This is a genomic window from Cytobacillus solani, assembly GCF_001420595.1.
In the GTDB taxonomy this organism is placed as follows: domain Bacteria; phylum Bacillota; class Bacilli; order Bacillales; family Cytobacillaceae; genus Cytobacillus; species Cytobacillus solani.
Map to the genome: position 1 here is coordinate 4,309,755 of NZ_LJIX01000006.1, position 17,751 is coordinate 4,327,505.

At 36.4% G+C, this 17,751-nt stretch carries 14 protein-coding genes and 1 pseudogene; all 15 read right to left on the reverse strand.

The window, feature by feature from the left end:
* Window positions 1-302: 302 nt before the first annotated feature.
* Window positions 303-1,598: pseudogene (locus tag AN957_RS23420) on the reverse strand (IS110 family RNA-guided transposase).
* 226 nt (window positions 1,599-1,824) lie between these two features.
* Window positions 1,825-2,211, reverse strand: coding sequence for a DUF1801 domain-containing protein (locus tag AN957_RS23425; protein ID WP_231690139.1), 387 nt, complete (start codon window positions 2,209-2,211; stop codon window positions 1,825-1,827).
* 130 nt (window positions 2,212-2,341) lie between these two features.
* Window positions 2,342-2,512 carry a Tn3 family transposase gene (locus AN957_RS29245; RefSeq protein WP_142108462.1) on the reverse strand — a complete coding sequence of 57 codons (171 nt, stop codon included), beginning with the start codon at window positions 2,510-2,512 and terminating at the stop codon, window positions 2,342-2,344.
* 3 nt (window positions 2,513-2,515) lie between these two features.
* Window positions 2,516-2,836 carry an AzlD domain-containing protein gene (locus AN957_RS23430; RefSeq protein WP_053477654.1) on the reverse strand — a complete coding sequence of 107 codons (321 nt, stop codon included), beginning with the start codon at window positions 2,834-2,836 and terminating at the stop codon, window positions 2,516-2,518.
* A complete protein-coding gene (locus AN957_RS23435; protein ID WP_053477653.1) occupies window positions 2,809-3,549 on the reverse strand; it encodes an AzlC family ABC transporter permease in 741 nt (246 codons plus the stop codon). Before AN957_RS23435 ends, AN957_RS23430 begins: the two co-directional genes overlap by 28 nt.
* 44 nt (window positions 3,550-3,593) lie before the next feature.
* The gene (locus tag AN957_RS23440; RefSeq protein WP_053477652.1) at window positions 3,594-4,316 is read right to left on the reverse strand and encodes an alanyl-tRNA editing protein; all 723 of its coding nucleotides are present in this window, start codon (window positions 4,314-4,316) and stop codon (window positions 3,594-3,596) included.
* A gap of 61 nt (window positions 4,317-4,377) precedes the next feature.
* Window positions 4,378-5,193 (reverse strand): TrmB family transcriptional regulator, encoded by an 816-nt coding sequence (locus tag AN957_RS23445; RefSeq protein ID WP_053477651.1) that lies wholly within the window; start codon window positions 5,191-5,193, stop codon window positions 4,378-4,380.
* 515 nt (window positions 5,194-5,708) lie between these two features.
* Window positions 5,709-5,798, reverse strand: a complete 90-nt coding sequence (locus AN957_RS28700) for a hypothetical protein (protein ID WP_231690137.1) — start codon at window positions 5,796-5,798, stop codon at window positions 5,709-5,711.
* Between the two features lie 345 nt (window positions 5,799-6,143).
* Window positions 6,144-7,004, reverse strand: coding sequence for an alpha/beta fold hydrolase (locus tag AN957_RS23450; protein ID WP_053477650.1), 861 nt, complete (start codon window positions 7,002-7,004; stop codon window positions 6,144-6,146).
* A 482-nt stretch (window positions 7,005-7,486) separates the two neighbouring features.
* Entirely contained in the window at window positions 7,487-7,663 is a 177-nt protein-coding gene (locus AN957_RS28200) for a hypothetical protein (RefSeq protein WP_172797673.1), read from the reverse strand.
* Window positions 7,664-7,707: 44 nt separating this feature from the next.
* Window positions 7,708-8,274: a DUF2441 domain-containing protein gene (locus AN957_RS23455; protein WP_053477649.1), complete on the reverse strand. Its 567-nt coding sequence runs from the start codon at window positions 8,272-8,274 to the stop codon at window positions 7,708-7,710.
* 1,570 nt (window positions 8,275-9,844) lie between these two features.
* Window positions 9,845-14,188, reverse strand: a complete 4,344-nt coding sequence (locus tag AN957_RS23460) for a coiled-coil domain-containing protein (protein WP_056686350.1) — start codon at window positions 14,186-14,188, stop codon at window positions 9,845-9,847.
* Window positions 14,172-14,927, reverse strand: a complete 756-nt coding sequence (locus AN957_RS23465) for a DUF6063 family protein (RefSeq protein ID WP_056686354.1) — start codon at window positions 14,925-14,927, stop codon at window positions 14,172-14,174. Before AN957_RS23465 ends, AN957_RS23460 begins: the two co-directional genes overlap by 17 nt.
* The gene (locus tag AN957_RS23470; protein ID WP_056686356.1) at window positions 14,924-16,489 is read right to left on the reverse strand and encodes a hypothetical protein; all 1,566 of its coding nucleotides are present in this window, start codon (window positions 16,487-16,489) and stop codon (window positions 14,924-14,926) included. Before AN957_RS23470 ends, AN957_RS23465 begins: the two co-directional genes overlap by 4 nt.
* Window positions 16,467-17,510 (reverse strand): Wadjet anti-phage system protein JetD domain-containing protein, encoded by a 1,044-nt coding sequence (locus AN957_RS23475; RefSeq protein ID WP_056686358.1) that lies wholly within the window; start codon window positions 17,508-17,510, stop codon window positions 16,467-16,469. Before AN957_RS23475 ends, AN957_RS23470 begins: the two co-directional genes overlap by 23 nt.
* Window positions 17,511-17,751 lie beyond the last annotated feature (241 nt).

The following is a 17,751-nucleotide window of genomic DNA, read 5'->3' on the forward strand; positions in this document are numbered from 1 at the left end:
GCAGTTTATGAAGAAAAAGAGCGTAAGAAACTAGCCAACTTTCGTTTATTTTCAAAAAGTTGGAAGAATAGGTATGTACGCACCAATGGATGTCCACATATCTTATGGGGGTCAACCCTCCCAAGTCTCACAAAGTCTTCGCTCCTACATTCCTTCGTTCAACCTTTCCATAAGGTGGATGTCGGTCATGCTGCCCCACAGGATCTATGTCCTTACGTTAGTTGCTTTGCCGACTAATCCTATGCTGATTTTGTTTGCTCAATCATTCAAATCTATTAATTAAAAGTAAATTTTATAGAATATTAAGCTGCTATTTGTACATCGATAACTGAGTGCATATGGGGAATATCCTTCAACATCTTTTCTTCCTGAAACACAAACTGTTTCTTGCCAATAGAAAAGAGAATTCGTATGAGTTTATTACATAAAGCTATTAAAGACTGCATCTTTTTCAACGGATTTTCTGATCTCGTTGTGTAGTAATGATGAAGAGCTTTAAAGGCTTTATTCTTCGCTACTAGGATCATAGATGCGCGAAATAATAATGCCCGTAATTTCTTCCGACCACGTTTCGTAATCTTGGTCTTCCCTTTATGCTTACCTGATGTATTTTCTTTTAGGCTGAGTCCAGCTAATTTGGTTATTTGACGAGGATGATTATATTCACTTAAATCACCTACTTCAGCGTAAAAACCTGCCACTGTATCTCGTCCAATTCCTGTAATCTCTAACATCTGGTTCACTCCTGGTATATCTTGAAGTAAGGTATCCAGTGAATGATCAAGTTCTTCGAACTTGGCTTGAATGAGTTCATATTTTTGAATTAATGTTCTTAGTTCCATTTTGGCCATCATGACACCCTGACGTATACCAATCGAGCGATTGGCAGCTTCTTTTAGAGCTTGAATCTTCTTCATCCCTATACTTCGTTTCACTTCTTGCCTTAAATAGATGAGTAATTCTTCGTCTGAGTATTTCACTAATTCATGAGGTAACGCATCAAATTTTAGTAAGTGAAGAGCTGCCTTTCCTTCCCAACTTTTAAAAACGTCAAAGAACTCTGGAAAGTAGCGATCAATCCAGTTATGGACCTGTCCTTGCACGATCTGTAAGTCTATACTTAATAGATCACGTAATTTTTTAGCCACACGAAGTTCTGCGAAAACACCTTGTGGTATGGTTGGTTCAGCGTATCTACCATCTTTGACTAGCTGTGCAATGACTTTTGCGTCTTTTACATCATTTTTAGTTGGCGAGTTATCATCTAATTCCTTACTATGCTTGACATGTAGGGGATTAACCGTCACGAACTTAATATGTTTTTCTTTTAAAATATGAGCTAAGTTTAGCCAATAATGTCCTGTAGGCTCCATTCCAGTTATAACAGATTCCATTTTATAGATCTCTTTTAATTAATTAATCCACTCCATAAAGGTGCTAAAACCTTCTTTGATATTATCAAAAAAGCAAGTAGAACCAAGTTCTATTCCTCGATAATCTTGTGCTCTAGCTACATGATGATGTTTGGCAATATCAATTCCAATTATCAAGGTTTTAGAAGTAATTTGAGCTATTTTATGATTTTGGTTATAATTCATTGTATGACCTCCGAATGATGTTTTGTCCTTTTTAGCTGGCCAGCTCAGGACATATTCATCTTATCAAGAGGTCATTTTTCGTACAAATCTCATTTTCAGTTATTACAGGAATGCTGCCCCTTTAGTTAAATAAAAAAGGAGCAATCTCCTACTTGAAGTATTGCACCCTTTAATTGAATAACAAAATATGGGATCATTCCGAAAATTACTTAAATTTTCTGTTATCTTAAATAACTTTGAGCCACATTGTTATTACTTCTTTAAGTTTTTCTTCTTTAGCTTTAATGTCATTTTTATCAGTAAATTTCATCATAACTCTGTCAGCTGCTATCCATTCTAATACACCACTAGGATCTGAAATCAGAGGCTCATTGGTCTTTCGTTCTTTTACCTTAGCCCCACAATGAAATATGAGTCGAATAAATCCTTTTCCATTAAGATTAAATGTAATTCGATCTTCACCTTCATAACAGAAACTAGGGTCGTTCCATTTAATATGTTCTGTAATTTTATCATCAGTGCTTAAAATGATTTTTCGAACCTCTTCTATTTCTTCTTTAAGTGGATGTACAAGGTTGTTCATAAATTCTGCTACCTGTTCAGAATCAATCAACTTCTTACTTTCACCTGAATTTTATTTTTAGTCATTATTATTTAGTCCCCTCTCACATTGAATACTGTAAAGTCATCCGTTATGGATGGTTAAGATAAATGCGGTTTCCTGACGCTACCCCTGTTATAGATTAATTTTTATTTAAGGGTCTCAGCATATTAGCTGGTAACCTATATGAATCAAACTTATATTCTCCAAGAAGATTAATATGTGCCCAGCCTAAAGGTGAAATGTGTGGGAGCAATTCTTCTTTTAGGGCATTATGTTTCTTAAATTCTTTTGTCGCTTCAGCTGATTTCACTGCTTAAAAAAACTTGTATAATAAGAACAAAGTGACAACACCAGACCCTACTGTCAACAAAAGACTTCGGGTGAAAATGGCAATTATGAGGGATACAACTGCTGCCAAAAGTCGCATCGGTTCCCATCCGCTCTTTTCACCTAAAGGCAATAATTCCTCAGCTATCAATGAAGCCATAATAGCGACTGGTATGTGTCTCAACCAATGCAATCCCCAATCGGGTATATTTATTTTACTTAGGAAGACTAGAGGGAAAACGCGGGGTATCAAAGTCACTAATGCTCCTCCAATGATAATTAAGAAGACTTCTGGGCGGATTTCCATTTGTCCATCACCATCCCTAAAGCAGCGGCTGCAACCGTTGCCAAAATAACATTAATTCCCGTTGAAAAGATAAAGCTTGTGCATACAGTAAATAGAATAGCCCCTGTCACAACAAGGAGATCTATCCGGAATTCAGAACGACTGACTATCTGTAATACGAGCAGTCCGATAAACATCGCCGGCAAGGCAAAATCGAGCCCGAATTCCTCTGGATTCGGTATCCATTTTCCAAATAATCCTCCTAATACATTTGCTAATGTCCAGTTCAGATAGGCTGTTAGATTTAATCCCAGCATCCATCTGTTGCTTGCGTATTTCTTATCAGAAAGATAACTTGTGGCTACACCAAACGTTTCATCTGTTAATAGAAATCCATGTAAGGTATTTTTCCATGTCCCCAGGTGGCGAAAATGGGGTGCAAGTGCTGCACTCAATAAGAGATATCTAAGGTTGACAATAAATATCGTCAATATGATCGACATGATTGGAGCTCCCGAAACCAACATCCCGGCAGCAATAAACTGAGCTGATCCGGCATAGAGAAGTAAAGACATGAGTGTAATTTCGATTATACTTAGGCCTGCTGTTTTTTGTACAACGCCTGCTGCAAACCCTATACTTAAATAACCAAGAACAGTCGGTAAGCAATCTTTCACCCCTTTTAGGAAACTCTCTTCACCACTTAAATAAACAACTTCTTCTTTAAGTTTCAACCTTAATCCTCCCTATAGAGCAAATTATATAAAATTGTTTAACCTCAACCAGGGGTAACGAGAGCAACTTCCAGTCGTTTATTGTTTTTCCCTTTGGAACTCACTTTCAATAGGGCCATTTCCCCTATCTCTCCAGTATTTGAAACATGTGTCCCCCCGCAAGCTTGCTCATCTATGGAATCAATGGAAATTAAGCGAATTCTTGTAACTGAAGCTGGCAGTAAGTTAATAGCTGTTTTAATTAAACCAGGGATATTTTCTGCCTCCATTCTAGATACATATCGAATTGCCACGGGGTGGTTTTCTTTTATAATTTTATTCGTTTCATTTACTATTTCTTGATACTCTTCATCGGATAAATCGTGAAGGTTATTAAAGTCGATCCTTGCTCGATCTGGATATATTTTATTCCCAGTACATAAAGCATTGTATTTCTTGTATACGACCGCTCCCAGAATATGCAATAAGGAGTGATGTTTCATCAACCCTTGCCTTCGTTCCCAATCAATTTCTGCTTTTATTTCCCCATATTTTAGCTGATCAGCGTTTTTCACATAATGGATAATCTCGCCTTTTTCATTTTTAACTTGGTAAACCTCGAATGTTTGCCCCCCTTGTATGAGCAGTCCAGTATCATATTCTTGCCCTCCTCCGGTCGGATAGAAAACTGTTCGATCAAGTGATACCTTCTCTCCTTCCAGTTTCACTACATTCGCAGTGCAAGAGGTTAAATAACTGTCGTCCAAATAAAGTTCACGTGTATTCATTTAATCATCTCCTTTAGGGGTTACTATACTAACTACTATTAATAATGGATGAAAATACGGTTCATGATGACTCGAACCGTTTACCTGTTACTACTTGAATGAGGTCTTGATTTCTACGCCAAAGTGCATCCAACTTATCTGGACCAAGCTCCTTCGTAATTTCCTCAATCATTATGTCATGTCTAATGTATTCAATTGCAACTAGTACAAGTGCCGGATCTTTTGTTTTTACGGCCCAAGGAGAGGCAGTTTCCGTAAAATTCGCGATCACAACCTCCTCACCATCACGTGCAGCAACACTTAGATGTCCTCCCATCCGTTCTTGAACAATATCCGGAGGCATGTAATTGTGATGATAGGTCAATCCTAGCTGAGTTTTTGGAGATCCGAACAGGATGGTAAACACATTGACCCCTTCCGCTACCTTCCGATCGATCGCCTTTTTTATTTCCGGGACTTCAGGCTCCCAAATTGATAGCCATAATTCGTCTTTTGCATGGTTAATGATGGCTAACATTTCTTCTATTACATGATCATTTCCGCGAATTCGCCAGATAACATCCGTTTCCCGTTCGCTTTCTAGAGAAGTTAATTCTTTTTCCAAATAGTCAAAGGAAGTTTCAAAAGTTTTCCTCAAACGGTTGATCAACTCTTTAGCCGGTACTGGTGAGTATTTAACAGGCTCTGAAGGAACTGTATAGATAGCTCTCTTATCAAGCAATTTACCTAAAACTTCATAAATCGTTGAACGCGGTACACCTGTACGTTTACTTACTTCGTAACCTGTAATTGGCGAATTTTTTAGTAAACCTATATAAGCTTTACATTCATACTGGGAAAATCCTAAGTTTTGAAGTTCCTTATAAATATTTTCCATAATACCCCTTTCTTTTAGTAGTTATTGTGTTACCTACTATTTAAATGTATTAAAATATTCTTGTCAACAAATACCAAAAAAATTTCAATAAGATTTTCTTACTGTACACTTTTCGTTTTTTATAAGCTGCTCGTCTTAAGTCTTAGTTAGTTAGAATATTTGAAATAAACATTGGGAGTCAAGAACTATTTTTGCTGAGTCTATTAAAAAAAGGCAAAAACAATAGTTATTGTTGGTTGCCCTTGGATGTAATTATTTTGATAAGATAATTCTTTTATATTTTTGGTCAGTTACATGATAAAGCGAGAGTTATTTAACGTTTACAAATGTTAATTGATATGTTTTTTAATCAGGACCCTAAACAAGAAGGCAATATAAAATATCCTAATTCTTCTTTTTAGCGAACAAAATGCACGTTTTGTCGGCAGTATCCCATATAGAAAAAAATGTAAAAATAATTAGTCGGTAAACCTGGATTATCCTCCATTGGCGATTCAAATAACTTTACCGGTGAATTACAATTTTTTAATAATGTTTTTTGCTGCATCAATCTGTTTATTTGACAGATCTAATCCCCATAATTCACCTGCATTCCGTTGGTCCATATATTGTATGGAATGCCCATTTCCACAACCAATTTCTAATACCTTTAAATTTGTAACATCCCCAAATAAATTTAGTTCTTCCTCACTAGGTGCCAGTGGCCCATATTCAGGAAGAGGATTTCTACAAAAAAAACGATGTGCTACTTCATCCCTACTTTGCTTATAGTAAGAGACTTAACATCCATTTTCTTAAACTGTTTAGTGATAATAAAGTTATTTAATTTTGTTTTAAAAGATACGAGCCTTGCTACATTTTATTGTAGTAAGGCTCCTTAAAGTTGTTTAATTTCTATTCATATAAATGTATTTACATTCAAAAATGAATAATAAAGTACTTTAAAGTTACTAAGCACTTAAGAAATCAACGATCATTTTCTTTTCACGCTCTGACATCATATGCATGTGTCCACACCCTTTTAGCATATGAGCCGTGTTATTTGGTATGATTCTTTTTGCTCTTGGTAATACTTTTTTCGATGGAAATAAACAGTCTTTTTCACCTGCCATAATAAGTGTCGGTGCTTTACACTGTTGCATTAATTTTTCACTCACATTGGACGGCATCCCTACTTTTGTTTTTACATGATCAAAACTATCTTTCACCATATCCAAAGTATCTTTATCAAGAATTTCTTCTTTAATAGCCATAAATAAAGCTGTTTCTTTTATATATTTTTCTTTCTTTGTTAGTTTATATTTGAGTAGTGGTATCATCATTTTCACAGTACTGATTGGAAAGGCATTATTAATACCTGATGGTACAATTAATACGGATTTTTTTACTGCTTCAGGTGCGATACACATCAGTTTTGCCAAAACTCCGCCTCCAAACGAAACCCCAAAACATGCTATTTTATCAAATCCAAGCCCTGAAATAACATCACTTGCCCACTTTCCATAATCATAATTGCTATGAGAGAGATTAACTTCATCACTTTTTCCAGGGTGGCCAATAATATCAACCGCATAGATGTGAAAATCCTTAAGCAGGAATCTGTACATTAGTAAATTATAGGCAGTCGTACTATTCCCACCATGAAATACTAACAATGGTTCTCCCGATAGATTGCCAGTTTCAATGATATGTGTTCTTCCAAAACGAGTATGAACGTAAATATCCTTACATGAATAATCCAATTTCTTCAATTGAGCATCATAAAGCTTTAGTGACATTTCTCTTCCAGATTGTGTTTTGTATATACTCATATAGTCCTCTCTTATATCCATCCTTTAATTTTGCTATTAACAAATAATTCTCCATATATTAGAAGGAATCCTTCTTCAACTAATCAGCTTCTATGGTGGAAGAAGGATTTTTAAACAACTATATTATTTTTTAAGTGACTTTATTGTAAATTAAACAACTTTATTATCTCTGCACATAAACCTCCCAAATAATCATGTAAATATATTCCATATTAGTAATTTTTTCGCTACAAAGAGCTACCTATAAATATACAATTTTGTTTTAAGTCTTATTCAATTAAATGGCCCGATTGTTGAAAAAGAAAAATTTTTCATATCAACACAGGGTTTTTAATCAAACTTTATTATTAATGATCAATCTTAATTTTTAATAATCAGATTTTATTTTAAATGATTAGTCTTTTTTACAAAACTACAGTAATTTCTCTTTGTTACTGACTATCATCTGCACTATGTACGTTTTCCTCATCGATAACTATACTTTAAGAAATATTAAGTTTATCCCAAACCCAAGCCTGAAAAATTCTTTCTATTTCTACTTTTATTGATTTAACATCCATATCCTCGGCAATACCTAAATTTTCAAAAGTAAATGTCTCTTTTGACTCTGTTCCTTCATATTTGGTACTTTTAAATGAAAAAGTAACTGTTTTACTCACTAATTATCACTCTTATTCTTTATCATAAACAGAGAGCGTAATTCTTACTGTAAAGCGCCCGTTTTGGGAAATTCCTTTACTATTTCTACGACTTCTATATTGCCATCTACTAACGTTTCAATTAATTGTTCTTTACCAAATTTATTAGGTTTATTACTCCAATAGCAATTTGCATTTCTTTCATTTTCTTCAGCATTATCAGTTCCGTCAAATACGTTATACGCATCACCATCAAATACCTTACCATCTGTTCGTAATTTAACTATTTGATAAACCTTTCTACCACCATTTATAAAAGAATTAGCCCACATTTCTGCATCTGATAAAGTTTTGGAGGTGTATAAACATGACATTCTAGAAGGATAGTTTGGATATTTTTCTTTTCTAACCTTTTCCAATGCTAATTCTCTGTATGCTCTAACCTTCCAATATTCCAAATTTGAATTTATAAATTTGGTAAAGTTATCATTAGGCTTTTTGCCATCTAATATGTCTTTACAAGCCATAACCCGATTATAAACACCATTATAATGATTATTATCAAAAAATATTATTTGTCCAAGCTTCATAGGTATTTCGGTAACTACATGATACACATAAGTTTCAGCCATTATGTTCTACCTTTCTAACGATATTTATCTAACACTAAGTATTCTTCATTTGCAATTAGATACCTTTTTATTCAAAAAAATCAGAAACTATTATTTCCATAGTGTTCAATTTTCCTGATATTCCTCCTCCATTAAATGGCCCTTTAATTGAATAATATGATTAGTGTTTTTAAACACCTTCAACAAATCGATTAAAAAATTAGTGAAATGATAATAATACTGTTGAAACTAAATAGAAATTTTTGACAATAAAAAGGTAAGCTAATGCTAGTTTGAGACCTTAACATTGTAAATTTGTGTTCTGTTGATAATACCAATAAAGCATAAAATTTCCTAAAAAAAAATAAAGCATAAGCTTTCCAAACGGAAAACTTATGCTTTACGTCACAACACAAAATTGTGACTTGAACCATAATCTTGCCGGACTTTGAAGTATATCCTTGCCAACCATTGATATAACAGCATTTCTATTATATTTTTTTAATCTTGTAGCAATATTCGAAACTGATTATGTCTTCAATTTTTACGTGCACCTCAACTTCTATATACTTTCGGCAACTTTATTGAGTCAAAATAATACTCCTGGCAAAATTATGGTTCAGTAGTATTTTTGGAAACAATTAATAAAAAAATCCCCAATTTTAAATGGGGAAAAGCATTTTTCTGATTAATAATACAGCTTAAGTATTGACCATATAGGTTACTTTAATCATTTTTTATAACCCAATAACTCTAATTCCTTTTTCCAAATCCTCCTAACTTTAGGATCCATTAAACAATTTGGATTAGATAATTTTCTCCTAATAGATGAATCACCTGGAAAAATCCCATTATTGTGCAATTCAAAAACAACTTGTTTTATTTCATTTTTAATGTTTTCATCTCTAATTTTCTTATTCTTCTCTACATAAACCCTATGTAGAATTATTAATTTATTAGTTAGTTCAGGGCAATACTAAGTCAACCATCAAACAAATCAGTATTAAAGTTCTTGAATATTCTTGATATAGAATTAACAGCACCAAATGTAACAGTCGAGATGGATGAATTTATTCCGATAAAAAACGAGGGTAAAAAAAGTTCATATTGATAATTTGATAACACTTTGCACTAATTGTCTTAGAGCAGACATATTCTACTTAGTGAAAAGGATCTGAAAAATGATTTCCTTTATAAGAAATATTACAATAGACACTCAGAATAAAAATTTGATAAAAAAAGTGAAATCTCATTAGATTGTTTCCTAAATGAGATTTCACTTTATTATTTATATTTGGCATTTAAATAATGCTATTAATAGACGACTATCAATTTAAATCTTATAAAAAAAATGGGGAAACCTATTGAAACCCGCCCTTATGGAAGAACATAACTAGCATGTAGCTTATCTGGATCTCTTATACTATTTGGAAATTCGAAAAGCATATAGAAAGTTCGATAAAGAGAAAGTTAGAAGACTCTTCTCTGAATCTTATTATGAATCCATTTTTCCTTATAATGCTGATTTAAAATTCAGGCACCTTTGGTTCTCCGAACAGGTGATCCCGATACAGCTTTCTATCTTAATATCCTAATATTGTTTCACAAAAAAAATGGTATCAAGTTCGGCCATTGAAGGATCCTTATGTTTCTCTTCTGTACGTAGCAGCAGTCGACCTCTTTGCTCGACATATTGGTTGCTTATGACCGTCTCAAATTCCCTTTGGATGGCTTTCTCTTTAATGCCGGTAAAACAGAATAATTGAGTGTTGGTTTTGTTCGCAAGGGATACCATCGGTTTTACCACAAAGTCAGCACTGGCCTTACCAAATGGATTATCCAAGATGATAAATTTCCAAGCATTTTCCTTTGCATATCGTTTTCTCCGCAAGTGGTTAATCAAAGCGATAAACAAGGAAATCTGGGTGGCGTGTTTTTCCCCACCGCTCCACTTGCATACCTCGTCCCAGGTATAATAATCATTTTTATTGAGCAACTCATTCCGATGCTTCAGCGTTTTGATGATACAACGGGATGTTTCTGCATAGCAGTTGAGAATATCCACCATATTGACCCGCTTTTCAAACAGTTCATCCATTTCTTTTACAGGGGCATTCCGCTCATTCATTGCTACGAGGTCCTCGAGTAACCGTTGGATAAACCGGTCTATTTCCATCTTCGCGTCCTCAATGGATTTTTTATGCCAACTGATTTGGAACAGAGAAGTAATTTCTCCTTTCTCCTCAATTTGAGAACTCTTTGCAATTTCCATAATGTTTTTATAAACCGTTACGGCCCGGTCATACATCTGTTCCACCAACTCTTCGCTCCGCTGATCCAATTCAGCTTTTTGCAGTTCAATGCCTGCTTCTAACTCTTGAACATAGTTCATTAGATTTTCAAAGGTGCGGATGATTTCTTGATAATCTTCAATGGAACTGTCGAGTATTTTGGACAAATCAAAGGTTAACTGTAACAACTGGGTATTGTTGGTTTCACGGACATCTTCTTTGAGTTCGTCGATTTTTTTCAGTAATTCCGTTCTCTTAAGCTCCATTCCTGACTTGTGAACACCCATATCATACCGAATGGTTCTGACATACTGAATCGGTTTCTGCCGATTCCAATGTCCTTCCTCCAATAAATTTTGGGAGGCAGAAGCAATCAGCATATCCTTCGTCGTCTCCAAATCCTCAATTGCAGCCTGGTTACCGAATTGTTGCTTCAGTAATGCCGCCTGCCGTTCCATAGACCGACCTTCGTTTGATTTGGCCATAGTCAACTCGCTTTCATACAATTCTTTTTCCGCTTTGGCTTCCGTCCCGTATGGGTAAATGCCCTTCTCCCCTAATAGCTCCACACGTGTATGATACTCAGTTTTTGCACTGGCTAGTTCTTTTCCTGAACCTTCCTTGCGATCCCTATCCTTTTCAAGCTGTTCTTCCAATCCAGAGATGTTATATTCAATCTGCTCCAACAAGTATGGGTCATATTCGAGAATCAATCTCTCCATTGATTCCACTGTAAATCCGTTTTTATGAATGTCTTCCTTTGCCCGTTTGACCAATTCGCTGTAATGGTTTTGGGTCGATTCCAGAATTTCCAGTTGTCTACTTTCTGAACTATATTGTTCTCGAAACGCTTTATACCTTTCAAGTGTATCCTTATACTCCACTTCTGTCGCAGGCGTTGTTTCCTCGGCCTCCGCTATTTCATAATCCTCCAGGTCCCTCTTTAGAAGCATGAAACTTTTTTGAAGCTGGGTAATTTTCTCTTGAACCGCTCCCCCTGCTGATTCCCATTCTTGGGAAGTTTGGTTAAGAGCATTTTTAATTCGCCCTAATTCCTCGAGTTGTTTTGTTAGCTGTTCCAATTCTTTCCGAGCAGTGGGAATGGATTGATACCTTTTGATAAAATCCGATAGCCTTATTGTATCCCCAGCCAACTTTATTCGGAGTTGCTCTTTTTCGTTTCTTTGGGATTCAGCTTCTGAATAAGAAGTAGATTGAGCTTCATTTTCTTTGTTGTGCTCCGTTTTTTCTTCCCCTATTTTTCGGAGGGCATCTCGCAACTCTGTTACCCGACCTAAAAGGTCCTTGCGGGAATGAGGGGTATATTCCTTCCAAAAGTCTTTAAGGGTATGTTCAAACAATTGCAGTTCCTGTAATTTCCCCTTTATTTCTTTCCGTTTGAGGTCAAGATCGCCCCACTTTTGTTCCAACTCAACCAAATAGGATTCCCAGTCTTCGGCCTTTAAGCGCGTATTGAAATGGTGGAAGATGTGGGCGGATTCACTTAGCTGGAAGGTAGAGTCCTTTTCCGGTTCTATTTCCATCTGTGACTTGTTTATTAAAATGACTGGGATGGTCAACTCTTCTTTATAATGGCCAAGAGTGGTTTTCACTTTCGTTAGCTGCACGTCCTCAACCAGGATAGAAAATGGAAGCAACGGGTTCTTCTTCAAGAGTTCTTTTTTCGAGGTATCATCCATTGTTGATTTTGTAATCCACTCCACTCCGAGTAGTACCTCGTTGTCTCTCTGAACCAGGTAATCTTTGACCCTCTCTAACTCTTGGTGAATATGGTATCCTTTGTTTTCAATAATGGCACGGATTTGTCCTATCTCATCCATTTGAATGGATAACTGAGTCGCTTCATCATCGTACTGACTCTTCAAGCGTTCTAACCTGATTGCAATCAGAGCCCTGTCCTCAAACAAGCTATTGCCTACTCGTACCGTGACATACTTATAGGTGCTATCAATTAAGAGTCTTTCTCTTTCAGAAAATTTGTCATAAGCAGCTTCCGCTTCATCCAAGTCTCTTCGCGTCAGTTTTTCTTTCGTGTTGCATTGTTCCAATAGCTGGTCAAGGTCATTAATCCGATTCCTGCACTGTTCCGCTTGTGCCTTATATAACTCCTCTTCCTTAACAACAGCGCTTAGCTTTTCCTTTAAATGGTGGTGTGTGGCATGTTCGTCCTCTTTCCAATCCTCAATCAATCCCTGTTTCAACCCTATAAGGTCTTTATCATAGGTTTCCACCTGATGTTGAAGAACTGCCTGGCGTTTCCCCAGCTTTTCCATTTCCTGATTAGTCTCGGTCAAGATATCTTGAACTTTTTCCCATTCCCTTTTAATGCGATTTTGTTCCTCTTTCAAGTCCCGTTCCGCCTTTTGATTTTGCTGATACAAATAATAGAATTGGCGGGATAAGGTGTTTCGAATGTTTCCTAATTCCTTTTGCCGTTCTCCTCCCTCGAGCCGCGCTGCCTCCAATTCACTTGTCTTTTTGGCAAGCTTGGTTTGGTTCGTCTGATAATCCTGGTAGGCTCTTGCCGCCAGCTGTTCTTTTTCCCTACGCTTTTCACTTTCCAGATTCACCACAGTTTTAGTGAACGTTTCCTCATCCAGTGCCGCTTTTTCTTTAGCTTCCTTATATTTCTTTTCAAGAAGGAACACATCATACGAACGAATTTTCCAATCCAGCTCCTTTTTCGTATCTGCCAGCCTTATTAATTCGGAGGCAATACCCTCTAATTCCAAGGCATTGGCTTTGGAACTTTCCAAAAGCGTGAAATACAGTCTGGATAATAGCGTTTGGGACTCAATCAGGGATTGTTTGAGTGCATTGTAATCTTTGCAAACCTGTATAATACCGCCGGCGTTATTATTAATCACTCCATAATCCTGCAGATTTTTTTTCATTTTAGGAAGTTCCATTAAACTATCCTTATATTCGCGGAAAGATTCTTTGAAGGAATACCTTTCCTTTTCATCCGGATACAAGCTCTCCAGTACGGACGGTATTATGAGCTTTTCCAATAGCCGTTGGGTCGTATTGGCCTTACCAAAGAAGTCCGTTACCCCGCCCTCCGAACTGTTGACCAATGAGATATTTTTCCATTCGGTAGAAAGGATGTTATAGGATTCCAATTCCTCTTGATAACGGGTGTTGGTGGGAGGCAGATTGACCCCTTTCGACTTTTTCAGTTTTTCTCTTAGCACGTTGTAATTGGCCACTTTACGGTCAATGATAAAAGGCAAGTCTTCTATCCGGTATGACCCTTCAAAGTCATATTCAATGATGTAATTGAAATATTGGTATTCATCCTTTGAATCGGCAGTTTTCTTCCCAGTATTTTCGAAGCAAAAGCCGGTCACAAAGGGAAAGCGCTGTTCATCTTCGTGTACCCATTCTGCCGCAATGTGAATGGTTTGGCCAACCGGAACCATTTCTTTCATACTTCTTTCACCCATCTGATGATTAGGTAAAATCAACTGGTGGATAAACTGGATGATGCTTGATTTTCCTCCGCCATTTTCTAATAAAAAGAGACTGCTCCCCCCGTATATGTGAAAGGTCTTATCGGTGATAATCTTATTCTTGTCATCTAATCGGATATTGGACAATCGCACTTTATTGACTCTCGGCATAATCAGGCACCCTCTCATTCACTTCATTCAACAGACTTTTAATCTCATTGATCCGGCTCTCTTGATGATAATAGTGGTCGATAATGTGTTTCATTTTTTCCATCATTACAATTTCTTGTTCTTCCTTCACCACAAGCATTTTTTCTTTCTCCAGAAAGCCGAGCGCTTTTAATAGAAAACCATAATCCATCGTCCGTGCTTTCCTCAATTCTTTGACTTTATTAGTTACTTCCGAAAGGTTGTGCCATTCATTCAGTAAATAAGGGATATTCAATTCATATCGATAAGCTAATTCCAGCTGTTCCTCTTCCGGAATTTGGCTGAATTTGCCCATCCATTCTTTGGCTTTGTTTAAAATATCGTCCACTTTCACAAAGGAACGGGTCTCCCCTGTCAGCAAAAATTGGTCGCCGTAAAACTCCGAAATGACAAGTATCCAGATAAACTGTGCCAAGTACAGTTCTTTATTGTCACGAAACTTCCCTTTTTCTCTGAGTTCCTCGTTGGTATAACTGAAAGCATTATTGTGCACTTCCGGAACAAAATAGAGCGTTTCCTCCACTTTCACAATGATCGCCTGGTCAATCGGCAAAAACACACGTTGCAGGACTTCGCGAATATCCGGGTCTGAATACAGACGGAACAGATCGGCATCCTTCTTTTTCTGTATTTCCCCTTTGGTCATTAACTGTTGGTGCAGTTGATAGGCTTTGATCAGCACATCTTCTTCATAAATCATTCCATTTCATCCTTCCGTCGTATGACATAATCTGTGATGATGGTGCCGTCCAAAAAGGTATAGGTTTTGTTGGTTTCATACATCTCAAATTCCTGTATTTTGAGCAACCCTCGATGTCCTCTTGTCATTTCACACAATAACCGGGTTTCCCGGGTATCCCATATCAATTCCTCTTCGCTTATGAGTTCGAATTTTTTGTAATCGCTTTGATGCAAGGCAATGCTGAGCTCCAAAAAACGTTGTTGATGTTTTTCCTCCAAGTCGACATACGCCATAAAATTGGTTTTCCTTAGACTTACTAAACCATCAGATACAAAATAAAACTCCTTATCGACCAAGGGAAGAAGTATGAATTTAAGAAGTTCTTTATCCAGTACAAATTCTTGTTTTTCCCTCAATTCAACGAGTTGGTTTTGTTTTTGCGCCTCTTCTTCATCTAGTTCAATGATTTCTTCCTCCAGATCTTCAGTCTTCCTCCGAATCGATTGTGGAGCAAAAGAGAGGAGAGGATTATATGCCTTTGGCACTTTGATGGGCATTATAGGTTTTAAAATTTTCCGGATTTTTTCTTCCGTGATTTTTTTCTCAACCCAGTTTTCCAAAACCTCCTGTTCAAAATGAAAATGTCTCGAAAAGGCATTTTCTATTAATCTTTGAATGGAGTTAGTCAACGTAGTAAGCAGCCTGAATTTTTTTGCGAACAACCTTTCGTGTCTCGGTGCAGCCTGCTGCAATAGCCTGTCTATTTCTAGAACAATATCATAGTTTTTGGTTCCCTTTTTATCCAATACACCGTTGATATAGTTCATTTTGACCCGATCGACGTTTTCCTGCAGGTCGGCGATTTGTTCTCTTTCGTTTTTTGTTTGTTCATAGGATCGCTGAAGTCGTGCCTTCATTTCCTTTTGGTTAAAGGCAGATAGCACGTTTCGCTTAATCCTTTCCCCGTACTCATCCATCGCCCGGATTTGGGTGTCAATTTGGAACAACAACTCTTTCGCAATGCTTAAAACTTGTGAGTAAGCACCCTTTTCCAACTGTTGTTTAAAATATAATAAAGTAATAGAGATTTGCATCTCAGAAAAGTACTCTTTCGTTTTAAACAGTAATTCAATTCCTTTATCGGATAGGCAAAGTTTTACTTCTTTATTGGTGTGGTCGGCATAGGTCCAGTTGTCATATTCAATTAATTTAAACCGAACATATTGGATTTCTTTTTTCTGATAGTCCATATAGTCGTAGATAAAGTCTTGGCCGTTATTCCGCAGCTTTTCATCCACAATATAGTTTCTCAGTTCATTAATTTCCTCATGAGTATAGGCTTCCTGATACATCTCGTTCATTAATTGACTTAAAAACTGATTCAACTGTTCGTTCGTTACATTTCCACGTTCGGTTAGCATCTTCTCTAACATAAACAGTAAGACACCAAACCCTATTTCCATTAGGTCTAAATCTTTAAACTTTGGATTTTTGCCTTGGTTTAACTCATAGACCGGCAAGAAAAGTACTAAGTTCTGGTAGCGTTCATTCATCCCTTCAAACAGTTTTTTCAATTCCATCCGAAAGCCCCCTTAACACCTCTATACTTAATGACTCTTGCGGTATATATTGATCCTCTTTCAGGTACCGTAGATAGAACTGTTGTTCCTCTTTATCAAAGTTGCTCAAAAAACGGGTGATGGCCTCCTCGTTCCATTCCTGCTCCTTCTGGACCTTGCCGTCTTTTCTCCGTTTCCACATTTCCCTGTAAAATGAGGTCATTAAATTAATTTCCCTATCACACGATGACTGCACTCGGCAGAAAATACTGATGCCTGTTGGGTCAAAATCCCCGAAATAATAGATCGGTGTTTCCACCGGAACTTGCAATTCATCCATATAGTCTATGGAGCGGGTAATCTTATTCCCTTCTCCGTACACCAACATAGAAAATCGAATTCCATTCCACGAATAATTCCCTTCTTGTAATAACTTTTTCAAGCTAAAAAAGGTGTCCTTGTTTTCCACGATTAAAATGGCGTTGTTTTCAGCCTGTGTTACGCTGTAGTAAAAAAAGGGTTCATACGTAAAATAGCAGCATAAGTGCTGGTATGTGATGCCGATATTAGCTAGAATCTTTTTTCCTTTTTTGCTGAATAACAACTTTTCATCTCCAAACAATTGGTAGGACCGTTCATTTACAGACAATACCGGTTCACTTTTCCTTTTATTCGTCAGGAATTGGCTAATAGCCAATAATTGACTCTTTTCCTTTTTATATTGATCCGGCCTATTTAAATAATAAGTCATTGATATAATGGTATGATAATTGGTCAACATTTCGTCTTTCAGATAGTCATTTTTTGCCCTTTGTTTTATTTTTTCATATCGATTTAGAATACGGCTATCCATTGAATAGGATTGGGATGATTTTATTGGTTTTACTTTTCCTTCATCCACAAGTTCCAGAATGATATTAGCCATTTCTTTATAAAACAGGGGTGTTCTTAACCCCTCATTTTTCAAATATAATTCGAGCTCCATTACTTCAAATCGTAGTTTTTTAAAATTTGCTATATATTGTTCGATGGTTGTTTTCATCTTTGCCTTCTCCACCTTCCACATCTTCTCTAATGCCTAATATGAGAATGTTTTCACAGGTAAATAACGAGCTATGGATATATAGACCTAAATATATTCCAAACTTTAACACCCTTACTACCAATTATAAACAATTATTTTTCTGAATGCCCACATTTATCTGAGTGATTGTTTTGATAGAATAATTTATTAATAATGAAATCTATGATGAATATGGGATAGTAATGCAAGATGCTAGTCG

Coding starts and splice junctions, on each gene's coding strand:
- AN957_RS28700 (WP_231690137.1), bottom strand. CDS start 5,798: ATGGACCAACGGAATGCAGGTGAATTATGGGGATTAGATCTGTCAAAT.
- AN957_RS23460 (WP_056686350.1), bottom strand. CDS start 14,188: ATGCCGAGAGTCAATAAAGTGCGATTGTCCAATATCCGATTAGATGAC.
- AN957_RS23430 (WP_053477654.1), bottom strand. CDS start 2,836: ATGGAAATCCGCCCAGAAGTCTTCTTAATTATCATTGGAGGAGCATTA.
- AN957_RS23445 (WP_053477651.1), bottom strand. CDS start 5,193: ATGGAAAATATTTATAAGGAACTTCAAAACTTAGGATTTTCCCAGTAT.
- AN957_RS23450 (WP_053477650.1), bottom strand. CDS start 7,004: ATGAGTATATACAAAACACAATCTGGAAGAGAAATGTCACTAAAGCTT.
- AN957_RS23465 (WP_056686354.1), bottom strand. CDS start 14,927: ATGATTTATGAAGAAGATGTGCTGATCAAAGCCTATCAACTGCACCAA.
- AN957_RS23470 (WP_056686356.1), bottom strand. CDS start 16,489: ATGGAATTGAAAAAACTGTTTGAAGGGATGAATGAACGCTACCAGAAC.
- AN957_RS23475 (WP_056686358.1), bottom strand. CDS start 17,510: ATGAAAACAACCATCGAACAATATATAGCAAATTTTAAAAAACTACGA.
- AN957_RS23440 (WP_053477652.1), bottom strand. CDS start 4,316: ATGAATACACGTGAACTTTATTTGGACGACAGTTATTTAACCTCTTGC.
- AN957_RS23455 (WP_053477649.1), bottom strand. CDS start 8,274: ATGGCTGAAACTTATGTGTATCATGTAGTTACCGAAATACCTATGAAG.